Source organism: Paenibacillus sp. J22P90 (assembly GCF_059692195.1).
Map to the genome: position 1 here is coordinate 25,264 of NZ_JCAUAY010000010.1, position 20,012 is coordinate 45,275.

The window sequence follows — 20,012 nt, forward strand, 5'->3', positions numbered from 1 at the left end:
ACTATAAGAAGTCATGGTGCCTATATACTCATCGGAAACGCCATATTTTATAGTAATAAGGAGATCAGCAAATGAGTCAGAAGGGAAGAATTCATATGTTTCAGGTTAAGGTCCAAGAAGCGGCAAAGGAATATGATGTTATCGTTGTCGGGGGAGGCGTTTCCGGAGCTATAGCCGCAATAGCTGCTGCCAGGTATGGCGGAGATGTGCTGCTTGTTGAACAAAATGGATTCCTTGGGGGCACGTTGACCGCCTCTGGTGTAGGTCCGATGATGACCTTTCATGCTGGTGATGTACAAGCGATCCAAGGGGTTACCGATGAGTTGATCGAACGGTTAAAACGGCAAGGGAAGTCAACCGGCCATATCTTTGACACGACAGGATACACCTATACCGTAACGCCATTTGATGCGGAAGCCATGAAGCATGAATTGGAGTTGATGTTAATCGAGAGCGGTGGGCAAGTCTTGTATCATACAATGCTAGCCAGTGTGGACTGCAACGATGGTAGCATACAACAAATTATTGTCTGCAATAAAGCGGGGTTATCCGCACTTAAAGCTAAATGTTATGTCGACGCTTCCGGCGATGCCGATTTGTCCGTGTGGGCAGGCGTTGCGTATACGAAAGGGCGAGAATCTGACGGTTTATGCCAGCCTATGACGATGAATTTAAAAATGTACAACGTCGATATGGATGAAGTGAAAGGCTACATCAGAGAACATCCAGAGGATTTTCCGAAATTGGCGGGAGACATTGGGATCATTGATCGTTCGTCGAGGTTATCGATTAGCGGATTTTTGAAAATATTCGCCGACGCGCTGCTGGAAGGCGAAATAACATTCCAAAGAGGCAATTTCCTCTTCTTTGAAACGAACAATCCAGGAGAAGTCATCATCAATACTTCTCGTATTCATGGCAAGGATGGTACGGATCCGATGAGCTTGAGTGAAGCGGAAACCGAAGGAAGAAAACAAATTCGCCAGATTGAAAAAGCACTAAAAACCCGGGTTCCCGGCTTTAGTAAGGCGGTAGCCGCCTATTCCGGTCCAAGCGTAGGGGTTCGCGGAACACGCCAGATTGAAGGACTGTACACACTTAATCATCTGGATGTGTTAAGCTGCAGAACCTTTTCGGATGTGATTGCCCATTCAGGCTACCCGATTGATATTCATTCTCCAGATGGCAAAAATGCCGAGGAAAACAATCTTCGTTTGAAATGGGGAGACATGTACAGCATCCCCTACCGTTGCCTTGTCAATGACAAGGTAAGCAACCTGATTACCGTAGGGCGCTGTATCTCCGCCACCTTCGAGGCGCATGCGGCCATCCGAACGACGCCGACTATGGGCGCCATAGGACATGCTGGAGGAATCGCAGCGATGATGTCGGCCAAACGCGGGCTAAAGGCTGCGGAAATCAATGTGCAGGAGCTGCAGCAGGAGCTGATTAAACAAGGCGCTTACCTGGTGCTCTAAACTGACAGCAAGGAGATGTGGAGCATGCAATCCAATACAGTAACTGTAAAAGCAAGAGCAAAGACAGCACAGAAAGCAGAGAAATCCCAAATACGCCGTGGCTACTTGGCAAATTTTCGTTCCTATTGGGATTTATATCTGCTCATGATCCCTGGCATTATTTATTTTATTGTTTTTAAGTATGTACCAATGGCCGGAATTGTTATTGCTTTTCAGGATTTCAGCGTTTTTGCCGGGTTTACTGGAAGCGATTGGGTCGGGCTGGAGCACTTTCGCAACATGTTTACAGACCCGCAGTTCTTTACGATTTTTCGAAATACGTTATTGATCAGCTTCTATAAAATTCTTTGGGGATTCCCGGGACCCATTGTGTTGGCCCTGCTGCTCAATGAAATCAAACATGTATTTTTCAAACGAACCGTACAGACCTTGGCTTATTTGCCTCATTTTCTATCTTGGGTCATTTTGGGAGGTATCCTGATTACCCTCTTATCGCCGACAAGCGGCACGATCAACAAGCTGCTGGTATTCATGGGATTTGAACCGATCTTTTTCCTGGCTGATCCTGATTGGTTTCGTACTGTATTGGTAGCGAGCGATATTTGGAAAGATGTGGGCTGGGGAGCGATTATTTATTTGGCAGCATTAGCCTCGATCGATCCGCAATTGTATGAGGCCGCTGTTGTGGACGGTGCAAACAAGTGGAAGCAACTTTGGCATATTACCCTGCCTTCGCTTACGAGCACGATTATCATATTGTTCTTACTGCGATTAGGTCATGTACTTGACGTAGGATTCGAACAAATCTTTATTCTATACAATTCCCTGGTTTATGAAGTGGCGGACGTATTTGAGACCTATGTGTACCGAACTGGCATTGCACAAGCCGAATTCAGCTATACCACGGCAATAGGACTATTTAAGTCGGTAGTCAGTCTCATATTTGTACTTGTTGCCAACAAACTAGTTAAGAAGTTCGGACAAGACGGCTTGTACTAACAGCGGAAGGAGGTGTTCATAGGATGTTAGGCTCCAGAGGGGAAAAATGGTTTTCAGCGACCAACTATTCGGTCTTAGCTTTGTTTTCATTGCTTGCATTAGCGCCTTTCGTTCATATTGTGGCCCAATCGTTCAGCAGTCAACAAGCAGTCATCACAGGAAGCGTTGGCTTCTGGCCTGTAGGCTGGAATATCGATGCGTATAAAAATGTTTTTAAAGATACGGCTTTTAGTAATGCCTTTCGTATCAGTGTCTACCGGACACTGCTTGGAACGATACTCAGTGTGGGTCTGACAAGTCTGCTAGCCTATCCTTTATCGAGGCCCTACATTTTAGGACGTCAGTGGATTCAATTCATGATTGTGTTCACGATGCTGTTCTCTGGAGGACTCATTCCTACTTATTTGGTTGTGAAAGGCGTAGGCCTCATCAATTCATTTTGGGCCTTGATCATCCCCGGAGCGATTAGCGCTTTTAATGTCATTATTATGCGCAGCTTCTTTCAAAGCGTGCCCATCGAGTTGGAGGAATCCGCTAGAATGGACGGATGCAGCAACACGGGGATCTTTTTCAAAATCATAATTCCCCTATCTATGCCGGTGATTGCGACCATAGCGCTGTTCCACGGGGTGTCGCATTGGAATGCATTCTTCGATGCAGTGCTTTATCTAAATGGACGTGATTTGCATCCATTGCAAATGTACTTGAGAGATTTGATTCTCTCCAATGAAACGAATCTGGAGACGCGAGCGCTGGAGAAGGATTCGGCAGCAATCGAGTCTTTAAAGGCAGCAGCTCTGATCGTTAGTACGTTACCCATTGTACTGGTCTATCCGTTCTTACAACGTTATTTTGTTAAGGGCATTATGATCGGTTCCGTAAAAGGATAATTTCTATGGATGAAAAGGCTTTCACATTTTATACTATTAGAGGAGGCTACAATATGAACAACAAACTATTGAAAAGTGTATCTGTAACCGTCGCATCACTGCTGCTGGTTGGATTGGCATCTGGGTGTGCGCAAGGAGAGAAGTCAGCGGGATCAGACAGTGTCAGCACGGCCGAGGCAAAGAAGCCGCCCGTTAATCTTAATTTTGTCGTTAATAACAATGGGCGTAAGTATTTGGAAGGAACGGATGCCAATAACAACGATTACATCAAATATATTCGTGAAAAGAGCGGGTTTAACCTGAAGCTCAACGAGTTGGCAGCTGATGGCTATCAAGATAAATTGAATGTACTTCTTGCATCCGGCGAGCAATACGACCTCATTCACTCACGGGATGTCAGCTGGGTCTCCAACCTGGCTAAACAAAAAGCGATCTTACCATTAAACGATTTAATCGATAAATTCGCCCCGGATATTAAGAAAAGTATTCCTGCGGAAATATGGGATCGGGTAACTTTTGATGGGAAAATTTATGCGCTCCCAAGTGTGTCTACCAAGCTTGGTGATGAAATCATGTATGTTCGCAAGGATTGGCTGGATAAACTGGGCTTGAAACCGCCGAAAACGTTGGATGAATATTCGAAAGTGATGAAAGCCTTTACCGAGCAGGATCCTGACGGAAACGGCAAGGCCGATACAATTGGCATGTTGATTGGCGAGAAGTTGGTTCGTTCTGGCCCTTATTTTGGAGCTTTTGGCGTACCAATTGCGACTAACGAAGCGATTAAAGTAAATAACTGGGTCGATCGCAATGGCCAGCTGGTAAATGCTCTGGTGCTTCCAGAAACGAAGCAAGCGCTGAAGTATATGGCAGATTTATATCAACAAAAAATCCTTGATCAAGAATGGGCTTTAAATAAGCCGAAAAATATCGGTGAAAAAATTGTATCAGGCAAGGTCGGCATTTTCTCGGCCACTTGGTTTGACACAAAGGAACCTACTGTCATTCTTGGCAGCAAAAAGAGCGATCCGAAGGCAGAATGGATTTCTTTACCGTATCCAGTCGGTCCCGAAGGGAAATTCGGCGTTGGCTCTAAGAATCCAGTTGCCGCCTACATGGTTATTCCAGCCAAGAGCACAAATGCGGAAAGCTCAATTAAGCTATTGAACTTTATTACGAAGAAAGAAAATTGGGAGGCTCTTAAACTCGGCTTACCGGAGCATAACATTTGGAATCGCAAAGACGGCAAACTAACCATTGATATTGCAGCCCACGAGAAGCATATTTATCGCAATGTTTTAGTGGATTTTGGAAGCATTTGGGATGCTGAGCTGGAGGGCGAACGCTTAGATGCAACGGGTCTTGATTTTAAGATGAACGAAAATATTAATATCATTAATAAAAATGTGATTGCGAATAAGTATACAGGCTCGCCAACGCCTGCTCTTGCTAAATATGGGGTCAAATTGAACCAATTGACAGAAGAGACGTTAACCAAAATTATTATGGGCGCACTCCCATTAGATGACTTTGATAAGTTTACGGCGCAATTTTTGAAGGATGGCGGCGAAGAGCTTACCAAAGAAGTGAATGAATGGTACAAATCAAATAAGAAGAAGTAGAGCTCAGGAAGAGCGCGCAGCCAGAACATGCGCCCTCTTCCCTGTTTTCTTTTTTACAGGAAGAGGAGTGCTTGGTGATGACATGGATGTACAGGAGATTCAAACAATCGGTGCAAGTTCGGTTGACGGTTTACTTTTTAATTATTTTGCTGCCCTTGGTTACAGTCAGCTTGCTCTCGAATGTGCAGTCAAAGCGAAATATGGAAGAACAGTTTGCTGAGCGCACGATCAACGGAATGGAATCGTCCTTGGAATACATCGATCTGATCATGCAGGGATTTTATGATATGTCGACATCCATTGCTACAGATCCGTACTTAATTCGAACGTTCGAGGAAGGGGCTGCTGTACCAACAGCTACGGATATTTTGCAATTTCAGAAGGCGTCTTCTCAAATTTCAAGCATGACGTCTGTCAATAAAGCAATTAATCAGGCAGCCGTGCTTCATCAACCGTCTGGATTTCTCATCAGCAATGGGGCTTATCGCAAGATTAATAACATTGGGCAGATACCTTTACTTCGAAGGGTGGTAGAATCGAACGGCAATATTGTCATCGTCCGGCCTGGTGAAGAGCAGGTGGATATTCGGTCAATTTTCGGAAACGATGTCGATCAGAATAACATTCATCTGTTGCGTTTGATGAATTTCAGCGATCCGCAGAGTAAACAAAATATCGTGCTCATGACGGTAAGCAGTGATTATCTTAAAAAGCTAATTGAACATTTGCTTCCCAAAGGCAATGCGCAGGTACATCTCTATGATAGTCAGAAGCGGTACATTGTAGGAACAGGATCCAGCAGCCCACTAAATGCAACCGATCTCGAAGAGGAGAATCCTCAGATTTGGACGAAAAGGCAGATGGAAGGAGAACGGCAGCTTCTTGTCAAAACAACATCCGTCGTCTCTCATTGGTCCTTGGTAATGATTCAACCGGAAGCGGAAATTTTCGCCTGGACCCGGCAGGTACAGCGGAATACGTTGCTAACCATTTTCATCAGCGCAATTGTAGCTGTCTGGATTTCCTGGTTCGTCTATAGCGGTATTTCTTCGCCTCTCACTAAGCTAATCTTGGGAATGAAGCAGTTTCGTCAAGGACAGCTCGATACAGTTATTGATCACAAACGTAAGGATGAATTTGGCTTTTTAATGGATTCGTTTAATTTACTGACAGCCGAACAAAGACATTTGATCCAAGGCATTTATGAGCAGCAACTTCGTGCCAGTCAGGCGGAGCTGCGTCTCATGCAAGCCCAGATTAATCCGCATTTTTTATACAATACATTGGATTCTATCTATTCATCTGCAGTCATCAGCGGTGTGGATGATATTGGAGAAATGGTTTATAATCTCTCGAAATTTATGCGTATCAGTCTAGGAAAAGGGAAAAAGGATCGCTTCACGATCGAAGAGACTTTCGAGCATATGCTCTACTATGTGAAGGTTCAGCAAATCCGGTTTAATGACAATCTGCACGTACATGTCTTTATGCATCCTGCATGTTCACAGTTGAAGCTAGTCAAGCTGCTGCTGCAGCCTCTTGTGGAGAATGCGATTGTCCACGGGGTAGAGTGCAAATCAGGAAAGTCGGATATCCATGTAAAGTGTGATTTGACGGAAGATGGTGACGTACAGATCGAAGTGAGTGATAACGGCGTTGGCATTCCACCCGAGAGGCTGCAGTATATCCAAGAGCAGTTAAATCAGGTGACGGTTCAAAATATGCCGTTAATCATAAATGATGAGCTAAGCTTCGCCGATCTCTTTGGTTTACGCAATGTAAAGGCCCGCTTGAAGTTAACCTACGGGGAGGAGGCAGACATGTGGATAGAGAGCATATGGAGCCAAGGAACGAAGGTTTTCATTCGAGTACCGAAACGATTAATGGTGTAGGAGGCATGGAACATGAACTTGTTGCTGGTAGAGGATGAAGTAGGTATACGCACACGAATCGCAGAATTCATCCCATGGGATCAGCATGGCATCGAAATCGTCGGCATGGCTCAGAATGGCATTGAAGCTCTTCAGATCGTAGAAATCAAGAAGGTCGATATTATGCTGATTGACATCCAGATGCCGGAAATGGACGGACTGACGCTTGCAGCGGAAATAAACAAGAAGCACCCACAGGTGTGTATGATCATTTTGAGCGGTTACGAGCAATTCGAGTATGCGCAAAAAGCAGTTCAACTTGGCGTCATGCATTATCTCCTGAAGCCGGCGCGCAACGAGGAGATTCTAGAAGTTGTGCTGCAAGCCAAACAAAAAATACAGAGGGAACAACAGGAACGTTTTAACAGCAATTCGTTAAAAGATAAGTGGAGTTACCATCTTCCGGCGCTTCAAAGCATCTTTTGGAACAACTGGGTGACAGGTCAATATGCGGAGTGGGAAATTATTCACAAAAGCGGAGAGCTGCAGATTCATCTGCCCGAAGACGGATTATATCAGGTTGGTATTCTGGCGGTGGATCCATTAAGTGATGAAGAATCCCGATTCAGCAGAAGTGATGAGTCGCTGCTCCAGTTCTCCATACAAAGTATAACGAAAGAAGTGCTGGGGAAGGATGCCTGTTACGTATTCCAGGTTTCGACTGGGAACACAGCCGTTATTTTTCGTCAGACGGAATTGGAAAATGAGGAAGGATTTTGCCATCGGGTGAACTACTCCTTAACTAGACTATTGTCGATTGTGAAGGAATGTCTGAAGGTTACGGCAAGCGCTGGCATCGGTCAAACGGCGACCCGATTAGCGGAGGTTTCCCGATCGTATACGCAAGCTAATGCTGCGCTACAGGAAAGAGTGATCTATGGCCACTATGTAGCTATTCATTCAAGAGACGAAAAAGAATCCGCGGATGTGAAGGAACTTCCTGCTGCTGCGATCAAGAAGCTGACGGTAGCACTAGATATGTGCAGCAAAGAGCATGTGCTTGAAGCTGTAGAGGAACTGCTTGTGGAGATGATTCAACCAGAGCAGTCGATCGAGGAAATCCAGCTCCAAGTCCTGCTGCTGAGCAGTATGTTGGTGCAGTGGATGCATGGAAAGGGACTTTTATCCAAGGAAGTGCTGGGTGAGGATCTTCATTATTTTCAGAACAATCAAGAATTAATATCTCGCCACCAAATAAAAGAATGGCTAGTTCGTTCCTTGTTTGCGGTGCTGGCTTATCTTGAACATCAACGAACCAAGGGAGTGAATAAGCTCACCTCGGCTGTAGTGGCGATGATTGAGGGGAATTTACAGGAGAATTTGAGCTTAAATACGATAGCCGAGAAGCTTTTCGTCAACTCTTCTTACCTCAGCAGGCTGTTTAAAATGCAAACAGGGCAACCTTTTAGCCAATATGTCATTACGAAGAAAATGGAGAAAGCCAAGGAACTGCTGCTGAAGGGGGATAAGGTTCAAGATGTGGCAAGTCAAGTGGGTTACATCAATGTCAGCTATTTCTCTCGTACTTTCGCCAAGATTTGGGGTGTGCTGCCAAGTGAAATGAGAGCGTAAGGGAATAGGATCCTCCAAATAGTCATTTTAGGATTATAAGTAGTAATCGCACTATTCTATATAAATCCAAGGGAGGCTCTTATACTTAAAATAGCACAACAAGGAAGCGCTTACACATATCCAATTTGAGAGAGGTGTGAAATGAGGAAAAGTGTTGTATTAGGTTTAATGATTGTAGGTATGTTGATTGGTGGCAGTACCATTTATGCGGATGAATATGATACGCTCCGGGATAAATGGAAGAACGTGTGGACAGGGGGGACAGGGATTTCAACGACCGATCCTGACATTGCTGCCAAAATCGACTTAATTGAATCCAATGTGACGAATGGCTGCGGAGCACCGCCCTGCTCAGCAGGAACCGGCTATTGGGATACGATGGACCTGTCTGTCGGCAGAACGAAGTTATGGTCGGATTTGAGCAGCGCCTCCGTATCAGCCAACTTAACAACAGCATATGATCGGCTAAAAGAAATGGCGTTAGCCTATACGGTTACGGGCTCAAGTCTGAATGGGAATGTCCAGCTTCGCGATGATATTATTAACGGACTCGATTGGATGTATGCTAATCGTTACAACCGCGATGCCTACAATGCGGTGGGGGAGGACAATTGGTGGGATTGGGAAATTGGCGCACCGCTTCGTTTAAATGATACCGTGGTGCTTATGTATGCGGACCTGACCTCCACACAAATTACTAACTACATGAACGCTGTCAATCAATTTGCTCCAACCACCAAAGGAACAGGTGCTAATCTTGTATGGTCCGCAACTGTTGTTGGGGTTAGAGGGGTCATTGTTAAGAATGGTACGAAGATCGGGCTGGGAAGAGATGGCGTCAGCTCAGAGTTGGACTATGTTACCTCAAGCGACGGGTTTTATGCAGACGGCTCTTTCATCCAGCATACCAAACACCCGTATACGGGTGGCTATGGAAAGAACATGTTTAAAGATGTTGCCAATATGATGTATTTGCTTGCGGGGTCCTCTTGGGAAGTGACCGATCCGGATAAAGTAAATATTTATAAATGGGCTTATGATGCCTTTGAGCCCTTGATTTACAAAGGAGCCATGATGGATATGGTGCGGGGACGCAACATTTCCAGAGATTATTCAGAGGATCATACTTCAGGTCATGATGCGATCATTCCATTTATTCGTCTCTCCTTATTCGCTCCTTCGAACGATGCGCTTGCCTTTAAAAAGATGGTTAAATATTGGATTCAAAGTGATTCGTATCGCAGCTTTTATTTAGATGCACCGCTAGAAATCGTGTCGCTCGCCAAAGGGATCATGAATGATTCCAGCATTCCTTCACGTGGCGAATTAGTCAAATACAAGCAATATCCTTTAATGGACCGCGCGGTTCAGTTGAGGCCTGGATTTGGCTTTGGAATCAGCATGTACTCCAACCGAATTTACAACTATGAATCGATTAACGATGAGAATAAAAAAGCCTGGCATACCGGTGATGGCATGACTTATTTGTATAACAATGATTTGAGTCAGTTCTCTGACGGCTTTTGGCCGACTGTGGACCCGTATCGCTTGCCAGGAACTACGGTGAATGCGAATTCGACCGCCGCCAGCAATAAAGTGAGCACGAAGAGCTGGGTTGGAGGTGCTGAACATCAAGGCATTTATGGAGCTACCGGAATGGAGCTGAAGCCGGATGGCAAGACGCTTACTGTGAACAAATCATGGTTTATGTTTGATGATGAGATTGTTGCACTCGGTGCAGGCATCACAGCATCGGATAATGCGGTCGTGGAGTCGATTGTTGAGAATCGCAAGCTGAACAGCTCCGGCAGCAATGCACTTACGGTGAATGGAACCGCTAAAAGCACGGCGCTTACTTGGTCGGAAACGATGAGCGGCGTCAATACGATTCATTTGGCCGGTAGTGTGGCAGGGTCAGATATCGGCTACTACTTCCCGACGGCGTCTACTGTTAAAGGTAAAAGAGAAGCGCGTACCGGTACTTGGAAGAGCATTAATGACCGTCCCAGCACGCCGACAACGCCGATTACGAATAATTATGTGAGCCTCTGGTTAGATCATGGCAACAATCCAACGAACGGAAGCTATTCGTATGTTCTTTTGCCTGGCAAGTCCAACAGCCAGCTGTCAACGTATGCAGGTAATCCGGATGTGACGATCCTAGAAAATTCGGGAGACGTCCAAGCCGTAAAAGAAGAAGGCCTCCAGTTAGTGGCGGCGAATTTTTGGAAAGATGCGTCCAAGACGGTGAACATGGGCGGTTCCGCTTATCTGACAAGTAATAAAAAAGCGTCGGTGTTAGTAAGTGAAACAGACGATGAGTTGGAGCTATCCGTTTCCGATCCGACGTTCAGCAATACGGGAACCATACAAATCGAAGTACACAAGCCACTAGGGAGTACAGTCTCGGTGGATTCTGGGGTCAGCGTGATCCAAAGCTCGCCAACCTTGATTTTAAGTATTAATGTAAGTGGCTCTAAGGGGAAAACCTTCCATGCCGTGATTAGTAAATCGGGTACTGGCGGGGGTACAGGCAGCGAGTGGAATGTGATCGATGACAATATGAGTAATTATACAAGCGGCTGGAGTGTTACTGGCACCACGGGTTCAGTTACACAAAATTTGGATACCGTCACAGTAACGGATACAGGAACAGCCGCATCCGGCAGCTACTATTATTTGACCAAAAGCAGTTTCGTACCACCGACCGGGGCATTCACTTTCGAAACTAGATTGAAATCGAATGCGGCTAACGCCGTGAATGAAATTGCGGTCCGAAGCGCTAATTATCAAATTCCGATTTTCATCACACATGGTACCGCCGGTGTCGTGAAAGACCGCGAAGCGTCTCCGACAAAAACGTACACGTTGGATACAACCGTATATCACACGTATCGTGTGGTGGTTCATGCCAACTACACATATGATCTGTATGTAGATGGTGCTCTGGTTTGGTCTGGTGCAGCCAGTGATACGGTTGGTTCGGCCAATCTCAAACTCGGCGGCAATAATGTGAATACGGCCAATCTCACTGTAGATACGTTTCGTATGGGAACAGGAGAGATAACGCCAACCTCCCAGTGGGATGTGGTCAACGAGTCGATGAACAATACGACTGGGTGGACGACTACGGGAACAACAGGCTCGATTACTCAAAACACGGGCACGGTTACAGTCGTTGATACAGGAACTGGCTCCACCGGCAGCTACTTTTACTTGACCAAATCGGGCTTCACGCCGCCAACGGGAGCATTTACGCTGGAGTTTATAGCTAAATCCAAAGCGGCTAATACGATGAATGATGTAATCGTTCGCAGTGCCAATTATTTAATTCCTGTGTATTTTACACATGGTACCTCCGGCTCTGTGCAAAACGACCGCACGAGTCCAACCAAGATGTATACACTGGATACAACCGTATTCCACACGTACCGTGCGGTTGTTCATTCCAACAATACGTACGATCTTTATGTAGACGGCGTATTGGCTTGGAGCGGTGCAGTGAGTGCAGGAACAGGAGCTAGCGCGCTGATGCTGGGCGGAAGCAATACGCCGACCGCCAATATGGAGGTAGACGAGGTTCGCGTCGGCAATGGAGAAATAACTTACTAATTAGCAAGTGAAATAAACGGACTGAAGGCAAACTGTCGAGAACTCTTCGGCAGTTTGTCTTTTTTTAATGTAAAGATGCAAAAATACATCCCACAACCCCGATGAATTCACCATTTAGATTCGATGCCTTTTGACAGTGGAATAATAACGCGAATAATCTTGTTCATTTATGTTAAAATAAGTGAAAACACTTGGGGGTGCGACGATCTTGCTGCCATTACAAAGAAAACAAGCGTTGTTAAACTATATATCCGAACACGGCGTGGCTACGATGAAAGAGTTGAGCGATCACTTCGGCGTATCGGAGATGACAATTCGTCGAGATCTGAGCGTGCTGGAGAAGGAAAAGCACGTTCTGCGCTCACACGGGGGCGTCATGTTTCGTGATGCGCACAGTGGGGAAGGAGAGCCGGATTTGGCCTCTAAGCAGGCACATAATCAGGATGTCAAAGATCGCTTGGCCGCGTATGCTGCGGAACGATTCGTGCGTGATGGGGACGTGCTTATCTTAGAGAACGGGACGACGGTTTCTCGGATGGCAGAGCTTCTTGGCGGGTACGACCAGTTGACCCTTCTGACGAACGGCATGGAAACGTTGAGCCGTTATCGCTCCCTCATATCAGAGAGAAATACCATTATATGCTGCGGCGGAATATTAAGGGATGTATCTGGAACCTTTGTCGGACCTGTCGCAGAAGAGTTTTTCGAGCGCTATTATGCAGATACGTTGTTTTTATCAGCCTTGGGGTATGTAAGTGAAGATGGATTTACAGATCCTAATTTACTGGATACGCAAGTAAAGAAAGCGATGATTCGTTCTGCTAAGAAGGTCGTCATGCTTCTCGATTCGTCCAAGATTGGAAAACGATTTTTTTCAACCGTGGCGCACCTTGCAGACATTGATGTTTTCATCACAGATCAAGGCATACAAGCTGAGGATAAAAAGCTTATTGAAGAAAGCGGCGTTGAATTGCATATCATTTAGATTAACAATTTAATATGTTCGTTTGTGTTAATTTATGATATATTATGATAAATTGATATGAAGGAGCTGTGGACTGATGAAATCTTCCTACAACAAGGAGCCATCTATCACGATTCAAAACTGGGAGCATGAAGCTTGGTCGGGCTATGAGACTATTAGGAATACGGTAATGGCGGCAATTGCGAAAAAGAGGTTGAAGAAGTCGATCGTCGTTGTGGAATGTTACCCTGGCGTTAGACAGGATGAAATTCTGGAAGGATTGGCAGTTTCCTTAAATCCATCAATGATCGTTAGAGCTGAAGAAGCGGCGATGGCACCGAGCGAGGTTGATCGCAAAGTTGAGCGCTATATGTCGGATGATCGCGTATTCGGTTACATGACACCTTTCACCATAGATGAATTTTATGAGCAGGACAAAGTCGAGGAGCTGCGTAGTCAAATTGCGTCGCTAGAAGATGGCGTTATTGTCGTGATCGGTTTCGGAGCTTCGCATATTACGATGGGGGATGTCCTTATCTATGCGGACTTGGCACGTTGGGAAATTCAACTTCGTTATCGAACTAAGGAGATAGGTAACTGGCGGACAGTTCACAGAGAAGAGGATATACTGCGTCTCTACAAACGCGGCTATTTTTTTGAATGGCGGATGGCGGACCGACTTAAGAGATCTCTGATCGACAAAATAGATTACTATTTGGATTCAAATGTTAGAAACGAACCTAAGCTATTATCCAAAAAAGCTTTGTTTACTGGGCTATCTCAGACGGCAAGCCAACCGTTCCGACTAGTGCCCTATTTTGATCCGGGGGTATGGGGCGGTACGTGGTTAGAGGCTAACATTGATTTGCCACCTAAAAATCATCCTTACGCTTGGGGCTTCGACGGGGTGCCGGAAGAAAACAGTCTCTATTTTCAATACGGAGCGCTGCGCGTGGAGATACCTGCGATTAATCTAGTCTTTTTCGAATCGATTAAGCTATTGGGGGAGAGGGTTTATTCGCGCTTTGGTGCGGAGTTCCCCATCCGGTTCGATTTCCTCGATACGATTGGCGGACAGAATCTGAGCTTGCAGGTGCATCCAACTACAGACTATATTCGTGAGCAGTTCGGCATGACCTATACGCAGGATGAGAGCTATTATATTTTGGAAGCTGCGCCCGGGGCGGAAGTGTATTTAGGACTTAAAAATTGCATTGAACCTACCGCCATGATAGAAGAATTGCGCAAGGCACAGACGGGGGAATGTTCCTTTCCAGCAAAAGAATACGTGAATGTTTATCCTGCAGCTAAGCACGATCATTTTCTTATTCCAGCGGGGACAGTACATTGCTCTGGATCAGGTTGTATGGTTTTGGAGATTAGCGCTACGCCGTATATTTTTACATTTAAACTATGGGACTGGGATAGGGTAGGTCTTGACGGACGGCCTAGACCTGTTCATGTGGAGCATGGCGCCAATGTTATTCAGTGGAATCGGACGACGGAATGGACGACAGAGCAATGTGTAGGACAGATTGAAACTGTAGCCGAAGGCAAAGGTTGGAAAGAGGAGCGAACGGGGCTTCATGAGCTTGAATTCATTGAGACACGTCGGCACTGGTTCTCAGTTCCCGTCATTCACGAGTCCAATGGAAGTGTTCATATGTTGAATCTCATTGAAGGCGATGAGGCGACTGTTGAAAGTACAGATGGTTCGTTTGAGCCGTTCGTTGTTCGTTACGCAGAAACATTCATTATCCCGGCATCCATCTCATCGTATGTCATAAAGCCAAGTGGAAGCAGCGAAGGAAAAACCATAGGTACGATTAAAGCTTATGTCAGAGCTTAGGGGGCTACAATGAATCCTACTATTCTTGTCTTTGATGTCGGAGGAACGCAAATAAAGGCCGCTGCCGTATGCGGTGGGATGATAATAAGTTCAACCATCGCACAGTATGATTCCCGATCTGACTGTCGTGCAGAGGAGATCATCGGTCATTTCGTTTGGATTGTGAAGGATATAATTTCCAAGCTTAGTCAAGATCATTTGACGATTTGCGGACTCGGTATGGCGTTTCCTGGACCTTTCGATTATAAGAACGGGATAAGTCACATTCAGGGCTTAGGCAAATTTGAATCGTTACTCGGGCTCCCCGTCGGAACGTTGCTAGAGGAAGCTCTTCGCGCTGATACTTCTGTGTTAAGCAGGCTTGCTCCAGAGTTCCGAATCACTTTTGAAAATGATGCTGCATTGTTCGGCCTTGGCGAAGCTGTCTATGGGGCAGGTCAAGCGGCAGATCGAGTAGTGTGCCTAACTATCGGAACTGGCCTTGGCTCCTGCTTCCTCGAACAGGGGAGCTTGGTTCAACATAGGGAAGATGTCCCACAAAATGGTTGGTTGTATGAGGTGCCCTATCGCAACGGAGTCGCAGATGACTACATCTCCAAAAGAGGTGTTTTTCAACTGGCTACAGAGTTAGAAATAGATGTGCATGATCGTGATGTACGGGGGTTGGCGAATTCCGCTATCGCTGGTGAGCCGAGGGAAAGAGCACTTTTTGAGCTGTTTGGTCAGCGAATGGCTTTTATTTTATATCCAGCATTAGCTGTGTTTAACCCCGACAGGATTGTGCTTGGTGGTCAAATTTCCAAGAGTGGCGTTTTGTTTGCTCCTGCGTTTCAGAAGGAGTTGGCATCACAAGGTTTAAGGACACAAGTTGTCATCAGTCAAGATACGCTTACGAGTACGTTTAAAGGAATTTATGATTACGTCAGGGGCTAAATGGATTCCTAGCCACTTTTTGCAGGAGTTAGTCGGTCTTATCGAATAATTCCCAAGCTGCAGGACATTTTATACAGGAGTTAGTCGGTTTTATCGACTAACTCCCAGGTACGGACCTATTCTACGAGGGTATTCCTTAAGCCAAATATTTGGCTAGGATGCCCTCTTTTTCATTTGGGATGATGTTCTTGGCATTGTTCGTCGTATGAGAATGGAACCCGAGATTTTAACGTGTTACCATCACATAAACAGTGGACAGAATTTTGATTAAGTGAACATTTTTGCCTAGTTGTTACCCAGTGTCCTATCTCAATAATGCCAATGGAGCTCCCTCGAAGCGGAAGGCAACTGCCTCCTCTGAAGTAGGGGATTTCAATGTGAAATCCAACAGAAATAGATCGACAGTAACGCCGTGGTGATTCACGAAATCGACGCGTTCGCATGCGTAATCCAGCTGAGCAGCGCTAAATCGAATATCAACGTATTGCTGCTCACCTGTGATTCTCACCGTATTTGCTTCCAGCAACTGAGGTTTCTGGAAGGAGACGAATCGTTCTACAACCGGAGCAGCAGGCTGTTGATTGAACTGGTAAGTATCTTCCAGCTCTAGCACAGGCGGATACGCCTTGCTTAAGCGGAAGGTACGGATGAGTGAACGCAAGTTTTCGTTAGGGTACGCTTTGGCGATATCTAGACTAAGTCTATCTACATCGTCGCTAATCGCGTGGGAAATAATTTCCGCTTTGAACGACGGGCCAGCTTGCTGCTCGCAACCTTCGATGATGGGGACGGAATGTCCCATCGACCGATTGGCGATAAAGGAATACCGTTCATCGCCGAAATACTGCTTGGAATACTCTCCTGCCCCTGTATCAGTAAGGAGTGTTTCCCCGTTGATATGGTAGATGAAGTTGCCTACATCATTGTGATTATGCGGTTCTTGATTATGACCGCCTTTGGCCGCAAAGCTGACGGCACCGTCGGGTGTCATTTTACGACTGATCATCCATTGCGCATCCGGAAGATAGCTGGCTTGATCCTGTTGCGGCAAGCTGCTGTAAGCTGGATTAGCCCATACAATGCTGCGGATTGTGCTGGCCCATCGGAAGCAGTGGTCAGAAGCATAAGGAGCGCGATAACGAGTGTCTGGAACGGCTAGCCCGCTGAACTTCGTTTTTAAGAAATGCGTGAGTCCGAGACTGGAAGCAGCCTTATGCGATGAATCGGAAAAGCTGACAATGTTATTTTCATATAAGTAACATTTTTGATGGAACATAGCGATTTGCTCCACTTTTGGATGATCAAATAAATTGATTTGCCCTGCTGTACGCTGTTCCACTAATGCGGCGAAATAAGTGAAGAAGCCGAAACCGTAGCCCCAGTAGCCAAGGCCTTCCGTACAAGCGCCGTCTTCTGCAAATCCGCTGAGGTAGGAACTTACAGCCCCAAGCAGGCGGTGCAGAATAGGCGCTAAGACCAAGCTGTCCTCAATGAGATATATAGCTGCAGCGCCAACAGAGCCGGCACAGACAGCTGACCAGTTGTGGGTGGCTGTCTCGAATTCAAACATGTGGTTCTGATCCGTAAACGATTCTACGACGCGTTCCATAACTTCCTTGCGCGCTCTGTACGCGACCAATTCGGCCATGCGGTCCCCAAGCAGATGGAGGATTTCGGCTAGGGCAAATCCGGTTTCGGCAGCGAACAAGTCGACCATGTGACGATGCTCGCGGTATCGGGACTTGGACTTATCGAGGCAAGCGTTCTCGTGATTCAACCGTTCAATTACCTTCAGCGAATTGCCAAACAGATGGGCTGGCAAACACCAAGTGTAATCGTCACAGAGGGTCCAAATTGTATCCTCTAACGCTTGCATATAGGCCGGATCATCGTCGATCATAGCCATAATGGCGAACGTGTTCAAATGCAGGCGGCGGCGGAAATAGGCTTTCTCGTAAGACGCTCGCGCACCGCTCTCATCAAAAATGCGATATTTTGAAAAAGGCAGTGCTTCCAGCGGTTCGTTCAGAAGCTGCTGCGCTTTTACCCGTACTTCTTCCAGGATCGGCTGATAAAAGGGAGAAGCTTGCATCTCCTCCCAGCGGTCTGGATGCTTTCCTTCCATAAAGAGACCCTGTGCATGGCGACTGCCGTAGTCTAACGCTTTTTTAATAGCTGGCAAGTTCATTGGCTCGACACTCCTTCTTAGCGCTGATTTCTTCTATATTTCGTTCAAATGAGCCTTCTGACCAAGTGAATGTATGGGTAGTGCCATTTAAATGCAAATCGCAGATGGTGCAGGCGTTACGTTCATATACCTCAAAAGAAGAAATGACAGGTGCAATGACGCTTTCCTTAAAAGGGATAAGGAGCGTAGCATAAACGCGGGTACCCTGGCGTAATTCCGTATCATTGAAGCGCACACGGGTTGACTGGCGGCTTACGTCAATAAAATCGGATACCCGGCCGGGCAGCAGTTCTCCTTTTAAAGCAGGTGTTACGCGTAGCCATACGTTCGCTCCTTCATCAACCGTTAGCGCGCTAACGCCGTCCTCCGACAACGCGACATGTTCAGAGTCAATGTGATAATACAATTGAATCGTGGATGTAGCCTCTAGGTTGGTGACATGATCGAGAATGAGTACAAACTGCTGATCGATGATGCCGATAAGTCGTTTGTGAATGATTGGATCGTAATTTTCATGATAGGCTTCAAAAGCAATCATATCGTCGGTTTGGTAACACTGAACCATATTACCAATCTTCTGTTCTGTATATCGCCAGTTGGATACGTAGTCAAAAGGATCGCGGTGATTGACAGTCAGCATGTTATGATAGGAGGCTGATTTAAACTGCTTCCGATCTTCATCTTCGCGATAGCAGTACCGGCCAGGATCGACAACAAGCGGTTTACCGAAAGCTGTCAGGTCAAAGCTCATCGGATCGATATGACCGTGACCGCTGTGGAAGACAGGGGTCAAGCAAGCAAAGAATAAACTGATGGCATCCTTGTCCCAGCCAGTTCTATACATCGCCTGCTTCAATTGACGCTGCCACGAAGCCTCTGGAAGATCAATAGGAGACGCCTGATGTAGTACAGCTAGGTTTTCCGCAAGCTGCTTGCCGTGAGGGATGTTCCATATTAATGGGAGATATCCGCTCATATCCTTGGTCAGCTTTAAAATGACTTGCAAGGGCAGCGTGTTACCGGTAGCCGCATAATAATAGAAGGTTGCATCCAGCGCATTATTAGTCGCATCCGAATCTCCCCAAGGGACAATAGATCCGCTCGGTCTGTATGAATAGACGGAATAAAACGCGGCTTTTTCCAACTGGGATACATATGATTGTGAAAAGCTAAAGTCATGCGCATTCGCTAACATAATGGCTTTGCATAGAAATACGAGGCAATCATTGTGGTAGTGTGGACAACCTTCAATTTGTCCGCCGTCTTCTGTAATTTGCTTCGCCATGCAGCGCTCGATTTCTTGGATGGCGAAGGCCTTCCAAGTGTCAGACTTGTCAAACTCGGGGAATAGGCAAACCGCTTGAAGTAGTCCCAAGCATTCATGCAAGTAATGGTTATGGTCCGCTTCCGGCCAAAGCACAGGACAGATAGAAGATAAAACTTCGCAATGTTGGTAGGTAGAGACGGCAATCTCACCAAGCAACTCGGGTGTCAGCCATTCGGAATCGATGAGATATTTGAGAATGAGCGGCCACGTTTTAAACATCCGGATACCTGCTTCAAGCGTGCGCCATGCGCGAGGTCCGTTATAAAAATCAACTGTTTCCTGTGTGACAGAGGTAAAAGCGAGCGGAGGGCATTGTGCAATCCAGTTGCTCAGCTCGTCAATCACTTTCTTCGCATAGACATCCTTATTGGTCAATAGATAGGCTTGAATTAAATGTTCCCAATGGGACATGCGATTGAGCGACCATGTGTACTCGTTATCGCCAACGGTATTGTCATTCCACTTTGGAGGAAGACCGACAAAGAATGGTTTACCAGAAGTACCGGGTAAAACAAGTTTGCCTTCCATTGCTAAATTAGCCTGGGCAATGATCGCACCTTCCCAAAGAGGATCTGCGTCACGAATGCAATTCATATTTTCTAGAGAGTGCATCTTGTAAGTGGCATTACGTTTCTTTACTCGATCGT

General features: G+C 46.1%; 12 protein-coding genes. 10 read left to right on the forward strand and 2 right to left on the reverse strand.

Annotated features, from left to right (window positions below):
* The first annotated feature begins 71 nt into the window (after positions 1 to 71).
* The 10 genes from AC58UX_RS26680 (at position 72) to AC58UX_RS26725 (ending at position 15,850) form a co-directional block, all read left to right on the forward strand.
* On the forward strand, positions 72 to 1,478 hold the full coding sequence (locus AC58UX_RS26680; protein WP_497258382.1) for an FAD-dependent oxidoreductase: 1,407 nt from the start codon (positions 72 to 74) through the stop codon (positions 1,476 to 1,478).
* A gap of 24 nt (positions 1,479 to 1,502) precedes the next feature.
* Positions 1,503 to 2,477: an ABC transporter permease gene (locus tag AC58UX_RS26685; RefSeq protein WP_497258383.1), complete on the forward strand. Its 975-nt coding sequence runs from the start codon at positions 1,503 to 1,505 to the stop codon at positions 2,475 to 2,477.
* 23 nt (positions 2,478 to 2,500) lie between these two features.
* A complete protein-coding gene (locus AC58UX_RS26690; protein WP_497258384.1) occupies positions 2,501 to 3,367 on the forward strand; it encodes a carbohydrate ABC transporter permease in 867 nt (288 codons plus the stop codon).
* A 53-nt stretch (positions 3,368 to 3,420) separates the two neighbouring features.
* Positions 3,421 to 4,989, forward strand: coding sequence for an extracellular solute-binding protein (locus AC58UX_RS26695; protein WP_497258386.1), 1,569 nt, complete (start codon positions 3,421 to 3,423; stop codon positions 4,987 to 4,989).
* Between the two features lie 77 nt (positions 4,990 to 5,066).
* Positions 5,067 to 6,881, forward strand: coding sequence for a sensor histidine kinase (locus tag AC58UX_RS26700; RefSeq protein ID WP_497258388.1), 1,815 nt, complete (start codon positions 5,067 to 5,069; stop codon positions 6,879 to 6,881).
* A gap of 12 nt (positions 6,882 to 6,893) precedes the next feature.
* On the forward strand, positions 6,894 to 8,492 hold the full coding sequence (locus AC58UX_RS26705; RefSeq protein WP_497258390.1) for a response regulator: 1,599 nt from the start codon (positions 6,894 to 6,896) through the stop codon (positions 8,490 to 8,492).
* Between the two features lie 141 nt (positions 8,493 to 8,633).
* On the forward strand, positions 8,634 to 12,104 hold the full coding sequence (locus tag AC58UX_RS26710; RefSeq protein WP_497258392.1) for a polysaccharide lyase family 8 super-sandwich domain-containing protein: 3,471 nt from the start codon (positions 8,634 to 8,636) through the stop codon (positions 12,102 to 12,104).
* A 208-nt stretch (positions 12,105 to 12,312) separates the two neighbouring features.
* Entirely contained in the window at positions 12,313 to 13,089 is a 777-nt protein-coding gene (locus AC58UX_RS26715; protein WP_497258394.1) for a DeoR/GlpR family DNA-binding transcription regulator, read from the forward strand.
* Positions 13,090 to 13,165: 76 nt separating this feature from the next.
* Positions 13,166 to 14,917, forward strand: coding sequence for a class I mannose-6-phosphate isomerase (locus AC58UX_RS26720; protein WP_497258396.1), 1,752 nt, complete (start codon positions 13,166 to 13,168; stop codon positions 14,915 to 14,917).
* Between the two features lie 9 nt (positions 14,918 to 14,926).
* Entirely contained in the window at positions 14,927 to 15,850 is a 924-nt protein-coding gene (locus AC58UX_RS26725) for an ROK family protein (RefSeq protein ID WP_497258398.1), read from the forward strand.
* Positions 15,851 to 16,154: 304 nt separating this feature from the next.
* Here AC58UX_RS26725 and AC58UX_RS26730 read toward each other — a convergent pair whose 3' ends face one another.
* Positions 16,155 to 18,038, reverse strand: a complete 1,884-nt coding sequence (locus tag AC58UX_RS26730) for a hypothetical protein (RefSeq protein WP_497258400.1) — start codon at positions 18,036 to 18,038, stop codon at positions 16,155 to 16,157.
* The gene (locus tag AC58UX_RS26735) at positions 18,019 to 19,959 is read right to left on the reverse strand and encodes an alginate lyase family protein (RefSeq protein ID WP_497258402.1); all 1,941 of its coding nucleotides are present in this window, start codon (positions 19,957 to 19,959) and stop codon (positions 18,019 to 18,021) included. Before AC58UX_RS26735 ends, AC58UX_RS26730 begins: the two co-directional genes overlap by 20 nt.
* Positions 19,960 to 20,012 lie beyond the last annotated feature (53 nt).